Below are 16,501 nucleotides of genomic sequence, written 5' to 3'. Positions count from 1 at the left end.
GGATGTTCTGATACTCAGAGTCTAGGCGCGGACAGTCATCGTTGGGCAGGCAACGACACCCATTGCACCAGCAATGCCTCCAGCAGCAAGGCCGGATTGAGGTTGGCCTTGCTCAAGACTTTCTGTCGCTGGGCGAGGATCCAGTCCTGAATATCGAGGACCTTGCCCTGGGCGCTTTTCTGCGCCAGGTATTGCACGACCTTGCGCATGTCGGTCAGGCCGAGGCCGGCTTCATCCTGGGTCAACTGATAACGCAGGATCAGGCTCGACCAATCGCAGAACCAATCGAACAGGCGCAACATCGGAATGTTTTTCCATTCTTCGGCCAGTTGCGTCGGCGACTGCTGTTGCTTGAGGAGTTTCTTCACCCCCTCCACCACTTGCGCGCGCTGTTCACGCACGCCCTGGGCCTGGAGATTGACCGCCGCCAGCGGCGAACCGGCAGCCAGCGTCAGCAGTTCGACGCGCTCGTCTTCGGAGCACTCCGGCAATGCTTGGGCGAGCCACTTCAAGCTCATGGCCTCACCCGGCAGCGGACAGGCCTGCTGCACGCAGCGACTCTTGATGGTTGGCAACAATCGGCTCGGCTGATGGCTGACCAGCAACAAAACGGTATCGCCGGACGGTTCTTCAAGGCTTTTGAGCAAGGCGTTGGCGGCGTTGATGTTCATCGACTCGGCCGGCTCGATCAGCACCACTTTGCGCCCGCCCAACTGCGCGGTCTGCACCACGAAACCGACCAGGTCGCGAACCTGATCGACCTTGATCGCCTTGTCGGCTTCCTCCGGCTCCAAGATGTAGTTATCCGGATGGCTGCCAGCCTTGAGCAGCAGGCAGGATTTGCATTCTCCGCAGGCCTCCAGCGCGTTCGGGCGCTGGCACAGCAAGCTGGCCATCAAGCGCTCGGCCAGTGCCCGCTTGCCGATTCCGGCCGGGCCATGCAGCAGGTAGGCGTGCGCATGTTGGGCGCGACCGGCCAGTTGCTGCCAGAGGCTTGCCTGCCACGGGTAGGCCTCAGCCACGGCTCAACTCCAGCAGGCGCGGCAGCAAGGCATCCAGCGATTGCTGGACCTTTGCCAACGGTTGGGCAGCATCGACCAGCACATAACGCGCCGGATCCGCCTCGGCCCGCTTGAGGAAGGCACTGCGCACGGCATCGAAAAAGGTCCGGCCTTCGAGCTCGAAGCGATCCAGACGACCGCGAGCGCTGGCGCGGGCCAGGCCGACCTCGACAGGCAGATCGAAAATCAGCGTCAGGTCTGGACGCAGATCGCCCTGGACGAAGGTTTCCAGGGTCGCGATGCGCTCCAGCGACAAGCCGCGACCGCCGCCCTGATAAGCGTACGTCGAATCGGTAAAACGATCACACAAGACCACGGCACCGCGGGCCAGCGCCGGACGAATCACTTCGGCCAGGTGCTGGGCACGCGCCGCGAACACCAGCAGCAACTCGGTATCCGGGTTCATGACTTCTTCGACCGGGGCCAACAACACTTCACGGATGCGCTCGGCCAACGGCGTGCCACCCGGCTCGCGGGTCAGCACCACCTCGATGCCGGCGGCGCGCAAGCGCTCGGCCAGGTATTCGCGGTTGGTGCTCTTGCCAGCGCCTTCCGGGCCTTCCAGAGTAATAAACAAGCCAGTCACAGGCAGTCCTTAGTCAGAGTCATTGCGGGCTTTTCGGTGCGTTGGCATCAGAGGCCGACGTTTCAGGGGCCGGCGCAGGATCTTGCGGCGGCACCTGCGGCAGCGCCTCGGGAGCCGTGTTCGGTGAAGCGGCCGGGATCGGCGCCAGCTCCTGCGAAGCCTTGGCCTCCTGCGTACCGTTTTGCTCAGCCTGGGTTGGCGGCATCTCGGGCGCAGTAGCGGGCGCCGGACTGGAGCGATAATCGGCGCGACGCTTGAGCTGGAACTCCTTCACAGCATTGTTGTGTGCATCCAGGTCGTCGGAGAACACGTGAGTGCCATCACCGCGCGCCACGAAGTAAAGACTGTTGCCCTCCACCGGATTGAGTGCCGCATGGATGGCTTCGCGACCGACCATCGAAATCGGCGTCGGTGGCAGGCCCGCATTCATGTAGGTGTTATAGGGCGTCGCTTCCTTGAGATGAGCCCGGGTCAGCTTGCCGCTATAGCGGTCGCCGAGGCCGTAGATCACCGTTGGGTCGGTCTGCAGCAGCATGCCCATCGCCATGCGCCGTACAAACACACCAGCAATCTGCCCGCGCTCCTGCGGTACGCCGGTTTCCTTTTCCACCAGCGAAGCCATGATCAGCGCCTGGTAGGGCTCGGTGTACGGCACATCGGAAGAGCGCTGTTCCCACTCCTTGGCGAGCACTTCGTCGAGGCGGTCGTAAGCGGTTTTCAGCAGCTCGATATCGGACATGCCTCGCACGTAACGATAGGTGTCAGGGAAGAAGCGCCCTTCCGGAAAAATCCCAGTGTGGCCGAGCTTGTCCATGACCTGGCTATCGTTCAAACCATTGAGGCTATGATCGAGCTTTTCTTCCTTGGCCAGCGCTGCGCGGACCTGACGGAAATTCCAGCCTTCGACCAGGGTCAGGCTGTACTGAACCATTTCCCCGCGTTTCCACAGGTCGATCAGGCCTTCGACGGTCATGCCCGGTTGCAGGCGATATTCGCCGCTGTGCAGGGGTTGTTTGGCGAGATTAAAGCGCCAATAGACCCGCAGCCAGAACGCGTCCTTGATGACGCCATTGGCTTCGAGTCGGTAGAAGGTGCGGGTCGGCGTCGTGCCCTTGGGCACATCCAGCAATTGTTCCTGGGCAATGTTCAGCGGCTGTACCAGCGCCGAATGAATTTTCCAGGCTGAAGCACCCAACAGCAGCCCCGCCAGAACCACTCCGGTTTCCAGCAGCAGCAAGAGTTTACGTCTCACGTATCAAGCATCCAGTAGCACACGGGAAATGGTTTGGAGTTTACGGGTGAGCGGCCCAACCGGCCAGTGAAGAGCAGCATAGGCGCGCACCGGCCAGATACCATACACGCTGTTGCAGACAAAGACTTCGTCAGCCCATTGCAGCTGTTCGAGGGGGATATCGGTGATTTGCGTGGGGATTCCCAGCGACCTGGCCTGAAACAATATTTCTTCACGCATGACGCCTGCCACGCCGCAGCGCTTGAGGTCAGCGGTGATGAGCACGCCATCACGCACCAGGAACAAGTTGCTGAACACGCCTTCAATCACGCGCCCGGCCTGATCGAGCATCAAGCCTTCGGCATGCTCGGTGTCCTGCCATTCGGCACGGGCGAGGACTTGTTCAAGACGATTCAGGTGCTTGAGGCCGGCGAGTAATGGCTGCCTGGACAATCGCGTGGCGCAAGGAAACAGACGTACACCCTGCTCGCCATGCGCGGCTGGGTAAGCCGCCGGTGGATTGCCTTGCAGAATGCGTCGGGCCTGAGCCGAAGGATCGGGGGCGTAACCGCGCAGACCGTCGCCGCGGGTGAGAATGAGCTTGAGCACCCCGTCACCCAGTGCCGCGGCGTAGGCCAGCAACTCGCTGCGGACCAACTCATGATCGGCAGTAATTGCCAAACGCGAACAGCCGTCAGCCAGACGCGACAGATGCCGGTCCAGCAACACGGGCTGCCCTTTGCGCACGGCGATGGTCTCGAACAGACCATCGCCATAAGCCAGGCCGCGATCCTTCAGCGACAAAGCGTCAGCCGGCTGACCATCGACCCAGCTGTCCATCAGCCTGCGAACCGGCGGAACACCAGCGAGCCGTTGGTGCCGCCAAAACCGAAGGAGTTGGACACCACCACATCGATATCCATGTTGCGCGCAGTGTGCGGCACGAAATCGAGGTCGCAACCTTCGTCCGGCTCATCGAGGTTGATGGTCGGCGGCGCTACCTGGCTGTTGATCGCCAGCACGCTGAAGATCGCCTCGACCGCGCCCGCCGCACCCAGCAGGTGACCGGTCATGGACTTGGTGGAACTGACGGCCAGCTTGTAGGCGTGATCGCCGAACACCGACTTGATCGCATTGACTTCGGCCAGGTCGCCTGCGGGAGTCGAAGTGCCGTGGGCGTTGATGTACTGCACTTGATCGCCATTGATTTTGGCATCGCGCAGCGCATTGGTGACGCAGCGCGCAGCACCCGCGCCATCGGCTGGCGGCGAGGTCATGTGGTAGGCATCGCCACTGGTGCCAAAGCCGATCAGCTCGGCGTAGATGGTCGCGCCACGCGCCTTGGCGTGCTCGAGTTCTTCCAGCACCAGCGCACCGGCACCATTGGACAATACAAAGCCATCGCGGCCCTTGTCCCATGGACGGCTGGCGCGGGTCGGCTCGTCGTTGCGGGTCGACAGCGCGCGGGAAGCACCAAAGCCGCCCATGCCCAGACCGCAGGCCGCCATCTCGGCGCCGCCGGCAATCATCACGTCGGCTTCGTCGTACATGATGTTGCGGGCCGCCATGCCAATGCAGTGGGTACCGGTGGTACAGGCCGTGGCGATGGCGTAGTTAGGTCCCTGTGCCCCCAGATGGATCGACAGGAAACCGGAAATCATATTGATGATCGAGCCTGGCACGAAGAACGGAGAGATCCGTCGTGGGCCGGTCTCGTGCAGGGTGCGGGCGGTTTCTTCGATATTGGTCAGACCGCCAATACCCGAGCCCATGGCCACGCCGATACGCTCACGGTTGGCGTCAGTGACTTCCAGACCGGAATTACGTACCGCCTGAAAACCTGCGGCCAGACCGTATTGAATGAACAGGTCGAGCTTGCGGGCTTCCTTGACCGACAGGTATTCCTCGACATTGAAGTCCTTTACCGAGCCGCCAAAACGGGTGGAATAGGCAGAAAGGTCGGCGTGTTCGATCAGACCAATGCCACTGCGGCCAGCCAGAATGCCCTGCCAGCTGCTCGGCACATCCGTGCCCAGTGGCGACAACATACCCATACCGGTGACTACGACGCGTCTACGCGACACAGCACTCTCCTTTTTCAAATGACGACTTTGCATCAGGCCTAAAGAAAAAACCGCACGCCGTGATGGCAGTGCGGTTTTTCCATGACAGCGAGCAACGATTACAAACTATTACGCCTGGTGGCTAGTAACGTAGTCGATTGCAGCTTGTACAGTAGTGATCTTCTCGGCTTCTTCGTCAGGGATTTCGGTCTCGAATTCCTCTTCCAGAGCCATCACCAGCTCAACGGTGTCAAGGGAGTCGGCACCCAGGTCTTCAACGAAGGAAGCAGTGTTGACCACTTCTTCTTCTTTAACGCCCAGTTGCTCAGCAACGATTTTCTTGACGCGCTCTTCGATGGTGCTCATACCTTGTTTTCACTCCTAATGGACAAATTCAGGCAGCTGGCCAGTGGGTAAGTGTATAGAAAGGCTTTTCAGCTTTTCAACTGAAAGCTTCACTCCTCGAACCCGGTGACCCTCTGCCTATAAATAGATTGCAGCTTTATAACGGATTTTAGACAGCTCGTATGACATTTTTTTGAAGCAATCCGTCACATTTGAATTACATGTACATCCCGCCGTTCACCGGGATTGTAGCTCCGGTAACGTAAGCCGCACCGTCCGACGCAAGAAAAGCGACCACGGACGCGATCTCTTGAGCTTGTCCCAGACGACCCAGCGGAATCTGCGTCTGCAAGGCTTCACGCTGTGCCTCGGGCAGTTCACGGGTCATATCGGTATCGATGAACCCTGGGGCCACCGAGTTTACCGTAATCGAACGCGAACCGACTTCACGCGCCAGTGCACGGCTGAAACCTTCCAGGCCGGCCTTGGCGGCAGCGTAGTTTACTTGGCCTGCGTTGCCCATGGCACCCACAACCGAACCAATACTGATAATTCGGCCCCAACGGGCTTTGGTCATGCCGCGCAAAACGCCCTTGGACAGGCGGAACAGACTGTTCAGATTGGTATCGACAACGTCGTGCCACTCGTCGTCTTTCATGCGCATCATCAGGTTATCGCGGGTGATACCGGCATTATTGACCAGAATCGCCGGCGCACCGAACTGCTCCTGAATGCTCGCCAGAACACTTGCCACAGACTCGTCGCTGGTGACATTGAGTTCCAGGCCAGTGCCCTGGATACCGTTTTCCTTCAGGGTCGCGGCGATGCGCTCAGCACCCGACGCGGAAGTCGCGGTACCAACAACGATGGCGCCCTGACGACCCAGTTCCAGGGCGATAGCCTGGCCGATGCCACGACTTGCACCAGTGACCAGTGCAACTTTACCTTGCAGACTCATGCAAGCTTCTCCTGATTCAGGCCAACGCTGCGCGGGCGGCAGCGAAAGCGTCTGGGGTATTGAGGTTGGATGTCGACACGCCTTCGGCGCAGCGCTTGTTCAGACCGGCCAGCACTTTGCCTGGACCGCATTCGACCAGTTGGGTCGCGCCCCTGGCGGCCAGCACCTGGACCGATTCAACCCAGCGCACTGGCTTGTAAAGCTGCTCAAGCAGATCGCGCTTGAGGGTTTCCAGATCGGCAGGCACGTCAGCACTGACGTTCTGCACCACAGGAATTTGCGGGACCTGCCAGTCGATCGCGGCGATCGACTCGGCGAAACGCTCGGCCGCCGGACGCATCAGCTCGCAGTGCGACGGCACGCTGACCGGCAACGGCATGGCACGCTTGGCACCACGCGCCTTGCAGCCTTCGATGGCGCGCTCGACGGCAGCCTTGGCACCGGCGATGACCACCTGGCCCGGCGAGTTGAAATTGACCGCACTGACCACTTCGCCTTGCGCCGCTTCGGCACAGGCTGCCAGTACGTCGGCATCATCCAGTCCGAGGATGGCGGCCATGCCGCCCTGCCCCGCCGGAACGGCTTCCTGCATCAGTTGGCCACGACGCTCGACGAGCTTCACCGCGTCGCCCAGGCTCAGACTGCCTGCCGCGACCAGCGCGCTGTATTCACCCAGGCTGTGCCCGGCAACGTAAGCCGGACGCGCACCACCTTCGGCCAGCCACAGACGCCACAGGGCGATAGAGGCGGTCAGAATGGCCGGTTGGGTTTTATCGGTTTGATTGAGTTGCTCTTCCGGCCCTTGCTGGGTCAGTGCCCACAGGTCGTAACCCAGTGCATCGGAAGCTTCTTTGAATGTTTCAAGGACAACCGGATGTTGTGCGCCCAACTCGGCGAGCATGCCGAGGGACTGCGAACCCTGTCCGGGAAAGACGAATGCGAGGGAAGCAGACATGTAACAAGCCCCTAATGATCTTGTCGTCGGAGAGTTGGCGCCCCGCATTGGGGACGCAAGAAACTGACAGTTGGATGGCCCATCGAACCAAGCGGTCACATTTAAGCATTGTCCGACGAAAACGCCTAAAGCAACAAATCCTCCAGACGACCGTGCAGGCGCTCGGGAAGATTCTCCTGAATCTCGATCAAGGCGCGCGCAATGGCACTCTGAAACCCCTGGACCCCCGCAGAACCGTGGCTTTTCACCACAATGCCCTGCAAGCCGAGAAAGCTCGCGCCGTTGTGCCGGGCAGGCGCCAGTTCAGCCTGCAGACGCTTCATCAACGGCAGCGCCAGCGCACCGACCACGCGAGAGGCCATGTTCTTTTTGAACAACGCCTCGATGCGCCCGGCAATCATGGTCGCCAGACCTTCGCTGGATTTGAGCAGGATGTTGCCGACAAAACCGTCACATACCACCACATCCGCTTCGCCACGGTACAAACCGTCGCCCTCGATAAAGCCGATGTAATTGATGCCCCGGGCGCCTTGCAACAACGTCGCTGCCAGCTTGACCTGCTGATTGCCCTTGATGTCTTCGGTGCCGATGTTCAGTAAGGCTACCCGTGGGCGCACTATGCCCAGGGTTTCCGCCGCAACCGAACCCATGACCGCAAACTGCAACAGATGCTCGGCACTGCAATCGACGTTGGCGCCCAGGTCGAGCAATTGGCAGTAACCCTTTTGCGTCGGAATCGCCGCGACCATGGCCGGACGATCAATGCCCGGCAGGGTCTTGAGCACGAACCGCGACAACGCCATCAGCGCCCCGGTGTTGCCGGCACTGACACAGGCCTGGACCTTGCCATCACGCAACAACTCAAGCGCCACACGCATCGACGAGTCAGGCTTGCCACGCAAGGCCTGGGCAGGTTTTTCGTCCATGGTGATGACTTCGCTCGCCGGCGTAATCGACAGGCGCGCGCGATCCACAGCCGGGTGGCCAGCGATCAATTCTTCAAGAAGGGAGGGTTGACCGACGAGGGTCAGGTGCAGCGAGGGTGTAGCAGACAGGCAAGCAAGGCTGGCCTGAACAATGCTGCGGGGACCGAAGTCCCCGCCCATTGCGTCAATCGCGATGACTTGAGCGGACAAGTGATTACTCGTCAGCGCCCTTGTCGATCACTTTACGGCCACGGTATACGCCTTCTGGCGATACGTGGTGACGCAGGTGAACTTCACCGGTGGTTTTTTCTACAGACAGGGTGCTAGCCTCGAGAGCGTCGTGCGAACGGCGCATGTCACGGGCAGAGCGGGATTTTTTGTTCTGCTGAACAGCCATAATTGATTAACTCCTAAACGTTTGGGTCACGCTTTAACTGCGCCAATACACTGAACGGGTTGGACCGCGTTACCTCGTCCTCGCTCGGTTCGGGCTCATCGAGACCCGCCGGCTGCTGGCATTCTTCCGGATGATGAGCAGGCACAATGGGCAAGGCGAGCAGAAGCTCCTCCTCGATCAGTGACTGCAGATCCAAAGGATCTTCGCCCAGTTCCAGCACGTCATAACCTTTCGGCAACGACTGGGTATTCGCACCCTCCTTCACCACAGCGTAACTGCATTCGCTGTGGATCGGCAGGGTGACCAGCTCAAGACAACGCTGGCAAACCATTTTGACTTCAGTGTCGATAAAGCTGTGGATGACCACAGATTTACGTTCATCTCGTTCAAAAACGAATTTAGCCTGCACCGTACCGACATTGTCGGAAAGCGGGTCGCAGAGTCTCTCCAAATCGGCCAGCAGCATTTCACCTTGAAGGGTGGTGCCACGATCAGCCAATTTGCGCGGGTCAACGTGAGGTGGAATCGGGTCATTCAACATAGGCGCAGCATTATAGGGATGCACCCGCCCATGTCAAAGGAAATTCAGCCCTGTCCGTCACTTGCAAGCCTCGCTAGAATTCGCACCTGCCTTCTGGAGATGCGCATGCTGCCTTTATTACTCGCTTCTGGCTCGGTCTATCGCCGGGAATTGCTGACCCGCCTGCAGCTGCCTTTCACTTGCAGCTCGCCGGATATCGACGAAAGCCATCGCCCGGATGAGCCCGCCATCGAGCTGGTCAAGCGCCTCGCCGAAGAGAAAGCGCGCGCCCTGGCCGACAGCCATACCGCTCATCTGATAATTGGCTCCGACCAGGTCGCCGTGCTGGGAAACCGGATTATCGGCAAGCCCCACACGTTCGAAAAAGCCCGCGAGCAACTGCTGGCCGCCAGCGGTGCCAGCGTGACGTTCCTGACCGGCCTGGCCCTGCTCAACAGCCAGACCGGGCACTGCCAGGTCGATTGTGTGCCCTTCACCGTACACATGCGCACACTCGACGCGACCCGTATCGAACGCTACCTGCACGCTGAACAACCCTACGACTGCGCAGGCAGCTTCAAGGCCGAAGGTCTGGGGGTCAGCCTGTTTCGCAGCACCGAGGGACCTGACGCCACCAGCCTGATCGGCCTGCCGCTGATTCGCCTGATCGACATGTTGCTGGCCGAAGGCGTGCAGATACCCTGAGTCTCAATACTAAAAAACCGGCCTCGCAGGCCGGTTTTTCATGTCACCGCAAAATCAGCGCAGCGACGGACCGTTAAAACCCATCCACATCGCCAAGTGCTCAGCCACGCTGGCACCGAGCTTTTTCGAGAAGCGATCGAATGGCGACTCCTGAACGGTAAAGTCCACCAGCTCCTTCTCGCCGATCACATCCCGCGCAACCGAACTGGCATTACCCAGCCCATCGATCAACCCAAGCGGCAGCGCCTGCTCGCCGGACCAGACCAGACCGGAGAACAGCTCCGGATGATCCTTGTCCTTCAGGCGATCGCCGCGCCCCTGCTTGACGCTACTGATGAACTGCTTGTGGGTCGTATCGAGCACACCCTGCCAGAAGGCGGTTTCTTCCGGCTTTTGTGGCTGGAACGGATCGAGGAACGACTTGTGCTCGCCAGAGGTGTAGGTACGACGTTCGACGCCCAGTTTCTCCATGGTGCCGACAAAACCATAACCGGCTGCCGTCACACCGATGGAGCCGACCAGGCTCGCCTTGTCGGCGTAGATCTGATCTGCCGCGCTGGCGATGTAGTAAGCGCCGGAAGCCCCCAGGTCGGAAATGACCGCATACAGCTTGATGTCCGGGTGCAGGCCGCGCAGACGACGGATCTCGTCATAGACATAACCCGACTGCACCGGACTGCCGCCCGGGCTGTTGATGCGCAGGATGACGCCCTTGACCTTCTTATCCTCGAAAGCCGCGCGCAGGCTGCCAACGATATTGTCTGCGCTGGCCGGCTCCTTGTCGGCAATCATGCCTGTCACATCGATCAACGCCGTGTAATTGGCACTGAGGGTAGCTGCCTTCTCCATATCCATCAGCGGCGAAAACAGGGCAATTGCGCCGAACAGATACACAAAAGTCAGTGATTTGAAGAATATCCCCCAGCGACGGGACCGGCGCTGCTCCTGCACGCCGGCCAGCAGCGTCTTTTCCAGCAGCTTCCAGCTCTTGTCGTCACCGCTCTCTGCGCTCGCCTTGGCGGGCGCCTTCCATTCGTCGGTCATGCCATCCACCCCAAATACAACCGGTTAAGCCCGCTGACTGAGCCAGGCATGCAATTCTGAAAAACGGTCGATGGCCAGTCGCGGCTCATACGACTTCAACGCATCGATCGATTGGGCGCCATAACTGACGGCCACCGAGCCCATGCCGGCGTTGCGTGCCATCTGCAGATCAAAGGACGAATCACCGACCATCAACGCCTGCTCCGGGCGAACCTCGCAATGCGCGAGAATCTGCTCGAGCATCAGCGGATGGGGCTTGCTGGCGGTCTCGTCGGCGGCGCGAGTGATATCGAAGTAACTCTCCCAGCCATGGGACTTCAACACCCGATCCAGCCCGCGACGGGCCTTGCCGGTCGCCACAGCCAGATGATAGCCCTCGGCACGAAACGCCTCGAGCGACTCGACCACACCTTCGAACAGCGGCGAAGGCACAGCCTCCGACGCAATGTAATGCTCAGCATAGTGCTCGCGGAACGCGACCAGCTCGGCGTCGCCGATTTCGGGGTACAGGGTGCGGATCGCTTCCGGCAAGCCCAGGCCGATGATGCCCTTGACGGCCAGATCATCGCGCAGCTCAAAACCGGAACGCTGGGAGGCAACGTGCATCGCCTCGACAATCCGACCAATAGAGTCGGCCAGGGTGCCGTCCCAATCAAAGATCAGCAGCTTGTAATCAGATGGGCGCACTCAATCGCTCCACGGTTTTGGCCCACATCTCGTCGACCGGCGCTTGCAGTTTCAGTTCACCACCATCGGGAAGCGGCACGGTCAGCATGTAGGCGTGCAGGAACAGGCGCTTGCCGCCCAGATCGCGGATTTCCTTACTGAAATCGTCATCGCCGTACTTGGTGTCGCCGGCAATGCAGTGCCCGGCGTGCAACGTGTGGACACGGATCTGGTGAGTGCGGCCGGTGATCGGCTTGGCTTCAATCAGGGTGGCAAAGTCGCCAAAGCGACGCAGGACCTTGAACACGGTCACAGACTCCTTGCCCTCCTCCTCGTCGACCTCGACCATACGCTCACCGGAGCGCAGATTGCTCTTACCGAGCGACGCTCGAACTTGCTTGATCGAGGATGCCCAGTTGCCGCGAACCAGCGCCATATAGCGCTTATCAACGCCATCACCGCGCAAGGCTGTGTGCAAGTGACGCAGCATGCTGCGCTTCTTGGCGATCATCAGCAGGCCGGAGGTGTCACGGTCGAGACGATGAACCAGTTCGAGCTCCTTGCAATCGGGACGCAACTGACGAAAGGCTTCGATTACTCCGTAATTCAAGCCGCTGCCGCCGTGAACGGCGATGCCGCAAGGCTTGTTGATCACGATCAGCGCCTTGTCTTCGAAGACAATCGAGGCTTCGAGCCGCTGTAGCAGGCCTTGTGCCAGTGGCACCGGCTCGTCGCGCTCAGGCACACGAACCGGCGGCACGCGCACGATATCGCCCGCCTGCAGCTTGTACTCGGGCTTGATCCGACCTTTGTTCACACGCACTTCGCCCTTGCGCAAAATGCGGTAAATCAAGGTCTTGGGCACGCCTTTGAGTCGGGCGAGAAGGAAATTATCAATACGTTGGCCGGCATATTCCGGCGAGACCTCAAGCAGTTGTACGCTTGGAGTCGGGGGGGTAGTCGTCGTCATGCCGCGGATGATAACAATTTTTTATGGAATTGAAGCACTTAATCATTGCTGCTATAGTCGCGAACGTCGCCAAAAGCGGCCTGGACAGCGGACCAACGGTCAAAAACCGGCCCTGACCAACGCAATTCACCAGGACGCGAGGCCGTCCTACGGGGCTTTCGCTACGTAACGGTGGAGTTTGCAGGTGTAACGAGCGCAGGTGACATGAGGCCTGAATCACGCCACAAAGCAGAGTTTTTCACTCGTTTTGCGAGCCATATTCACGGCCAGTTCACAAAGTGCAGTCAATTGCGAATGACCCCGAGCGAAGGCATCGGAAACAACGCCTAAATTAGCCATGATGCGTGACCTCCCCTATCGGAGCTCACGGTAAATGCCAACCCGCTGCGGATTCTGCGCGCGGCAGCACCCGAATTATCAGGGATACGTGTAGGGTGGAGATGCACAACCGCCGGACTGTGTAGCAACAGGTTTTCTCAAGACGCTTCATCTCGTCCACAGCCGCTGGTTGATTCCTCCTCCTGACTGAGTGCTTAAGTAGCCACAGCAAGCAGGACGCGTACGTCGCGATGAAGGTCCACATTGGCCGGACTTCGCTGGACACGGGAAATGGCCAACCACTCCCGACGCACCTGACACCGACCGTGAGAAGTCGTGTGTGCCGAACGCCGTTTCCGGCAGCCCGGAAACCGACGGTACTACATGAAAAGAATGCTGATTAACGCAACTCAACCCGAAGAGTTGCGTGTTGCACTGGTAGATGGCCAGCGCCTCTACGACCTGGACATCGAATCCGGTGCACGCGAGCAGAAGAAGGCCAACATCTATAAAGGCCGGATTACTCGCATCGAACCAAGCCTCGAGGCTGCCTTTGTCGATTTCGGCTCTGAGCGCCACGGCTTCCTGCCCCTCAAAGAAATCTCCCGCGAATACTTCAAGAAAGCCCCGGAAGGTCGCGTCAACATCAAGGACGTCCTGAGCGAAGGCCAGGAAGTCATCGTTCAGGTCGAAAAAGAAGAACGTGGCAACAAGGGCGCCGCCCTGACCACTTTCATCAGCCTGGCCGGTCGTTACCTGGTGCTGATGCCGAACAACCCGCGTGCCGGCGGTATCTCCCGTCGCATCGAAGGCGAAGAGCGCAATGAACTGCGTGAAGCGCTGAACGGCCTGGTTGCCCCGGCCGACATGGGCCTGATCGTGCGCACTGCCGGCCTGGGCCGCAGCAGCGAAGAAATGCAGTGGGACCTCGACTACCTGCTGCAACTCTGGACCGCCATCAAGGAAGCCTCGCTGGATCGCTCTGCGCCGTTCCTGATCTATCAGGAAAGCAACGTGATCATCCGCGCGATCCGCGACTACCTGCGCCAGGACATCGGCGAAGTGCTGATCGACAGCGTTGAAGCCCAGGACGAAGCCCTGACCTTCATCCGCCAGGTGATGCCGCAGTACGCCAGCAAGATCAAGCTGTACGAAGACAGCGTTCCGCTGTTCAACCGTTTCCAGATCGAAAGCCAGATCGAAACCGCTTTCCAGCGCGTTGTCGAACTGCCTTCCGGCGGCTCCATCGTTATCGATCCGACCGAAGCCCTGGTGTCCATCGACATCAACTCGGCGCGCGCCACCAAAGGCAGCGACATCGAAGAAACCGCGCTGCAAACCAACCTTGAAGCGGCCGAAGAAATCGCCCGTCAGTTGCGCCTGCGCGACATCGGCGGCCTGATCGTCATCGACTTCATCGACATGACCCCTGCCAAGAACCAGCGCGCCGTGGAAGAGAAAGTCCGCGAATGCCTGGAAGCCGACCGCGCTCGCGTGCAAGTCGGTCGCATTTCGCGCTTCGGCCTGCTGGAAATGTCCCGTCAGCGCCTGCGTCCATCCCTGGGCGAAAGCAGCGGCATCGTCTGCCCGCGTTGCAACGGCACCGGCATCATCCGTGACGTTGAATCGCTGTCCCTGGCGATCCTGCGCCTGATCGAAGAAGAAGCCCTGAAAGACCGTACCGCCGAAGTTCGTGCACAAGTGCCGATCCCGGTGGCTGCGTTCCTGCTCAACGAAAAACGCAACTCGATCACCAAGATCGAGCTGCGCACCCGCGCCCGCATCGTCATCCTGCCGAACGATCACCTCGAAACGCCGCACTTCGAAGTGCAGCGCTTGCGTGACGACAGCCCGGAAGCCGCGACCAACCAGTCCAGCTACGAAATCGCCGCTGCCGCTGCCGAAGTCGAAGAAGTCCAGCCAGCCGCTGCAACCCGCACCCTGGTTCGCCAGGAAGCGGCGGTCAAGACGGCCCCGGCCCGCGCCAACGCTCCGGTGCCGACCGAAGTTGCCGCTCCAGCCCCTGCCCCGGTCGCCGTACCGGAGCCAAGCCTGTTCAAAGGTCTGGTGAAATCGCTGGTCAGCCTGTTCGCCACCAAGGAAGAGCCTGTCGCGCCGGTTGTGGTTGAAAAGCCTGCCGCCGAGCGTCCGGCCCGCAACGAAGAGCGTCGCAACGGTCGCCAGCAAAGCCGCAACCGTAACGTTCGCCGCGATGAAGAGCGCAAGCCCCGCGAAGAACGTGCACCGCGTGAAGAGCGTCAGCCACGGGAAGTGCGCGAACCTCGCGAGACCCGCGAAGAAACACCAGCAGTAGCCCGCGAAGAACGCGCACCACGCGCGCCTCGTGAAGAACGTGCACCGCGCGCTCCGCGTGAAGATCGCAAGCCACGTGGCGAGCGCGAAGAACGCGTTCGTGAACTGCGCGAGCCTCTGGATGCTGCTCCGGTTGCTCCGGCTACTCCGGCTGCTCCAGCCGCCGCTGCTACCGCTGAAGAGCGTCCAGCTCGCCAGCCACGTGAAGAACGCGCTCCACGCCCACCGCGTGAAGAACGTCAGCCACGTGCCGAACAAGCTGCCGCAGCCGCAACTGAAGAAGAACTGGTCACCAACGAAGAGCAACTGCAGGAAGAAGGTCAGGAAGGCGCCGAAGGCGATCGTCCACGCCGCCGCTCCCGTGGTCAGCGTCGTCGCAGCAACCGTCGCGAGCGTCAGCGTGACGCCAACGGCAATGTGATCGAAGGTTCGGAAGAGTCCGAGTCCGGCGAAAACGCTGAAGCACCAAGCGTTGCCGATCTGGCCGCCGGCCTGGCTGTCACCGCAGCCGTTGCCAGCAGCGTGATCAGCGCTCCAGCCGAAGCTGAAGCCAATGTGCAAGCCGAACGCGCCACTGCCGCGACCCTGGAAGCAGCTCCGGTTGAAGCGCCAGTCGTTGAAGCGACCACCCCGGTTGAAGTCACCGCCTCGCCGGAAGTCGAAGTGGCGCCCGCGCCAGAAGCTCAGCCTACTGTTGAAGCGGCTGCCGAGCCAGCGCCAGCGGTAGAAGCACCTGCCCAGGCTGCAGAAGCGGTTGTTGAAACCGTGACTGAAACCGTGCGTGAAGTTCGCGAAGAGCAAACCGCATTCAATTGGGTTGCCGAGCCAGCCGTCGCTGAAGCCGCTGCACCTGCCGCTGAAACCCCAGTGGCTGAAGCCATGGTTTCCGAGCCGGTGGTTGCCGCTGCAGAACCGGCTCCAGCACAGGTGGTTGAAGCGCCAGTCGTTGAAGCACCGGTCGTTGCCGAAGCACCTGCTCCGGTAGTCGAAGCTGCTCCTGCCAGCGCCCTGACGCCAAGTGGCCGTGCGCCTAACGACCCACGTGAAGTGCGTCGTCGCAAGCGTGAAGCCGAGCGTCTGCAGAAGGAAGCTGAACTGGCTGCCGCTGCTGCTCCGGCTGAAGCGGTTGTCGCTGCCGAGCCTGCACCGGTTGCTGCTGAAGTGGTTGAGGCAGCTCCTGCCCCGGCCGCTGAAGTGCCTGCCGAGCCGGTTGAGTCGGTGATCCACGAAGCGCCGCGCTCCGTTCAGGAAGCGGTAGAGCAACACGAGCAAGCCCAGGAAAAAGAACACGAGCCTAAACCTCTCGTCTGATTCCATCGGCCACTAAAAAGCCCCGCCTGGTGATCCCAGGCGGGGCTTTTTTATATCCGGAATTCACAGCAACCCCTTGTGGGAGCGGGCTTGCTCGCGAAGGCGGTGGATCATCCAACATCTCAGTTGACT

General features: G+C 60.4%; 16 protein-coding genes. 2 read left to right on the top strand and 14 right to left on the bottom strand.

The window, feature by feature from the left end:
- Positions 1–35: 35 nt before the first annotated feature.
- The 11 genes from KGA85_RS27440 to KGA85_RS27390 all read right to left on the bottom strand — a co-directional run bounded on the left by KGA85_RS27440 (position 36) and on the right by KGA85_RS27390 (position 9,063).
- On the bottom strand, positions 36–1,022 hold the full coding sequence (locus KGA85_RS27440) for a DNA polymerase III subunit delta' (RefSeq protein ID WP_223533851.1): 987 nt from the start codon (positions 1,020–1,022) through the stop codon (positions 36–38).
- On the bottom strand, positions 1,015–1,647 hold the full coding sequence (gene tmk / locus KGA85_RS27435) for a dTMP kinase (RefSeq protein ID WP_223533850.1): 633 nt from the start codon (positions 1,645–1,647) through the stop codon (positions 1,015–1,017). Before tmk ends, KGA85_RS27440 begins: the two co-directional genes overlap by 8 nt.
- Positions 1,648–1,666: 19 nt before the next feature.
- Positions 1,667–2,899 carry an endolytic transglycosylase MltG gene (gene mltG / locus KGA85_RS27430; RefSeq protein ID WP_223456177.1) on the bottom strand — a complete coding sequence of 411 codons (1,233 nt, stop codon included), beginning with the start codon at positions 2,897–2,899 and terminating at the stop codon, positions 1,667–1,669.
- Between the two features lie 3 nt (positions 2,900–2,902).
- On the bottom strand, positions 2,903–3,718 hold the full coding sequence (pabC, locus tag KGA85_RS27425) for an aminodeoxychorismate lyase (RefSeq protein ID WP_223456176.1): 816 nt from the start codon (positions 3,716–3,718) through the stop codon (positions 2,903–2,905).
- The gene (gene fabF / locus KGA85_RS27420) at positions 3,718–4,962 is read right to left on the bottom strand and encodes a beta-ketoacyl-ACP synthase II (protein WP_223456175.1); all 1,245 of its coding nucleotides are present in this window, start codon (positions 4,960–4,962) and stop codon (positions 3,718–3,720) included. The genes pabC and fabF overlap by 1 nt, the downstream gene beginning before the upstream one ends.
- Before the next feature lie 108 nt (positions 4,963–5,070).
- Positions 5,071–5,307 (bottom strand): acyl carrier protein, encoded by a 237-nt coding sequence (acpP, locus tag KGA85_RS27415; RefSeq protein ID WP_003175607.1) that lies wholly within the window; start codon positions 5,305–5,307, stop codon positions 5,071–5,073.
- Between the two features lie 196 nt (positions 5,308–5,503).
- The gene (fabG, locus tag KGA85_RS27410) at positions 5,504–6,244 is read right to left on the bottom strand and encodes a 3-oxoacyl-ACP reductase FabG (RefSeq protein ID WP_007987168.1); all 741 of its coding nucleotides are present in this window, start codon (positions 6,242–6,244) and stop codon (positions 5,504–5,506) included.
- Between the two features lie 16 nt (positions 6,245–6,260).
- The gene (gene fabD / locus KGA85_RS27405; protein ID WP_223456174.1) at positions 6,261–7,199 is read right to left on the bottom strand and encodes an ACP S-malonyltransferase; all 939 of its coding nucleotides are present in this window, start codon (positions 7,197–7,199) and stop codon (positions 6,261–6,263) included.
- A 125-nt stretch (positions 7,200–7,324) separates the two neighbouring features.
- On the bottom strand, positions 7,325–8,335 hold the full coding sequence (gene plsX / locus KGA85_RS27400; RefSeq protein ID WP_263287219.1) for a phosphate acyltransferase PlsX: 1,011 nt from the start codon (positions 8,333–8,335) through the stop codon (positions 7,325–7,327).
- 4 nt (positions 8,336–8,339) lie between these two features.
- On the bottom strand, positions 8,340–8,522 hold the full coding sequence (gene rpmF, locus KGA85_RS27395) for a 50S ribosomal protein L32 (RefSeq protein WP_003179396.1): 183 nt from the start codon (positions 8,520–8,522) through the stop codon (positions 8,340–8,342).
- 13 nt (positions 8,523–8,535) lie between these two features.
- Positions 8,536–9,063, bottom strand: coding sequence for a YceD family protein (locus KGA85_RS27390; RefSeq protein WP_008050439.1), 528 nt, complete (start codon positions 9,061–9,063; stop codon positions 8,536–8,538).
- A gap of 105 nt (positions 9,064–9,168) precedes the next feature.
- On the opposite strand from KGA85_RS27390, the gene KGA85_RS27385 reads away from it, so the two are divergent.
- Complete coding sequence (locus KGA85_RS27385) at positions 9,169–9,747, top strand: Maf family protein (RefSeq protein WP_223533847.1); 579 nt, start codon at positions 9,169–9,171, stop codon at positions 9,745–9,747.
- A gap of 54 nt (positions 9,748–9,801) precedes the next feature.
- Here the strand turns inward: KGA85_RS27385 and KGA85_RS27380 are convergent, their stop codons facing one another.
- The 3 genes from KGA85_RS27380 to rluC are packed head-to-tail and all read right to left on the bottom strand — an operon-like array spanning position 9,802 to position 12,427.
- Positions 9,802–10,791 carry a S49 family peptidase gene (locus tag KGA85_RS27380; RefSeq protein ID WP_223543535.1) on the bottom strand — a complete coding sequence of 330 codons (990 nt, stop codon included), beginning with the start codon at positions 10,789–10,791 and terminating at the stop codon, positions 9,802–9,804.
- A gap of 24 nt (positions 10,792–10,815) precedes the next feature.
- Positions 10,816–11,478 (bottom strand): HAD-IA family hydrolase, encoded by a 663-nt coding sequence (locus tag KGA85_RS27375; protein WP_223543534.1) that lies wholly within the window; start codon positions 11,476–11,478, stop codon positions 10,816–10,818.
- A complete protein-coding gene (gene rluC / locus KGA85_RS27370; protein WP_046037476.1) occupies positions 11,465–12,427 on the bottom strand; it encodes a 23S rRNA pseudouridine(955/2504/2580) synthase RluC in 963 nt (320 codons plus the stop codon). The genes KGA85_RS27375 and rluC overlap by 14 nt, the downstream gene beginning before the upstream one ends.
- Before the next feature lie 702 nt (positions 12,428–13,129).
- Here rluC and rne point away from each other — a divergent pair.
- Positions 13,130–16,369: a ribonuclease E gene (gene rne, locus KGA85_RS27365; protein ID WP_223543533.1), complete on the top strand. Its 3,240-nt coding sequence runs from the start codon at positions 13,130–13,132 to the stop codon at positions 16,367–16,369.
- Positions 16,370–16,501: the final 132 nt, after the last annotated feature.

The organism is Pseudomonas sp. GL-B-12, assembly GCF_019955895.1.
GTDB lineage: Bacteria > Pseudomonadota > Gammaproteobacteria > Pseudomonadales > Pseudomonadaceae > Aquipseudomonas.
This window is presented reverse-complemented; position numbering and strand designations above follow the sequence as displayed.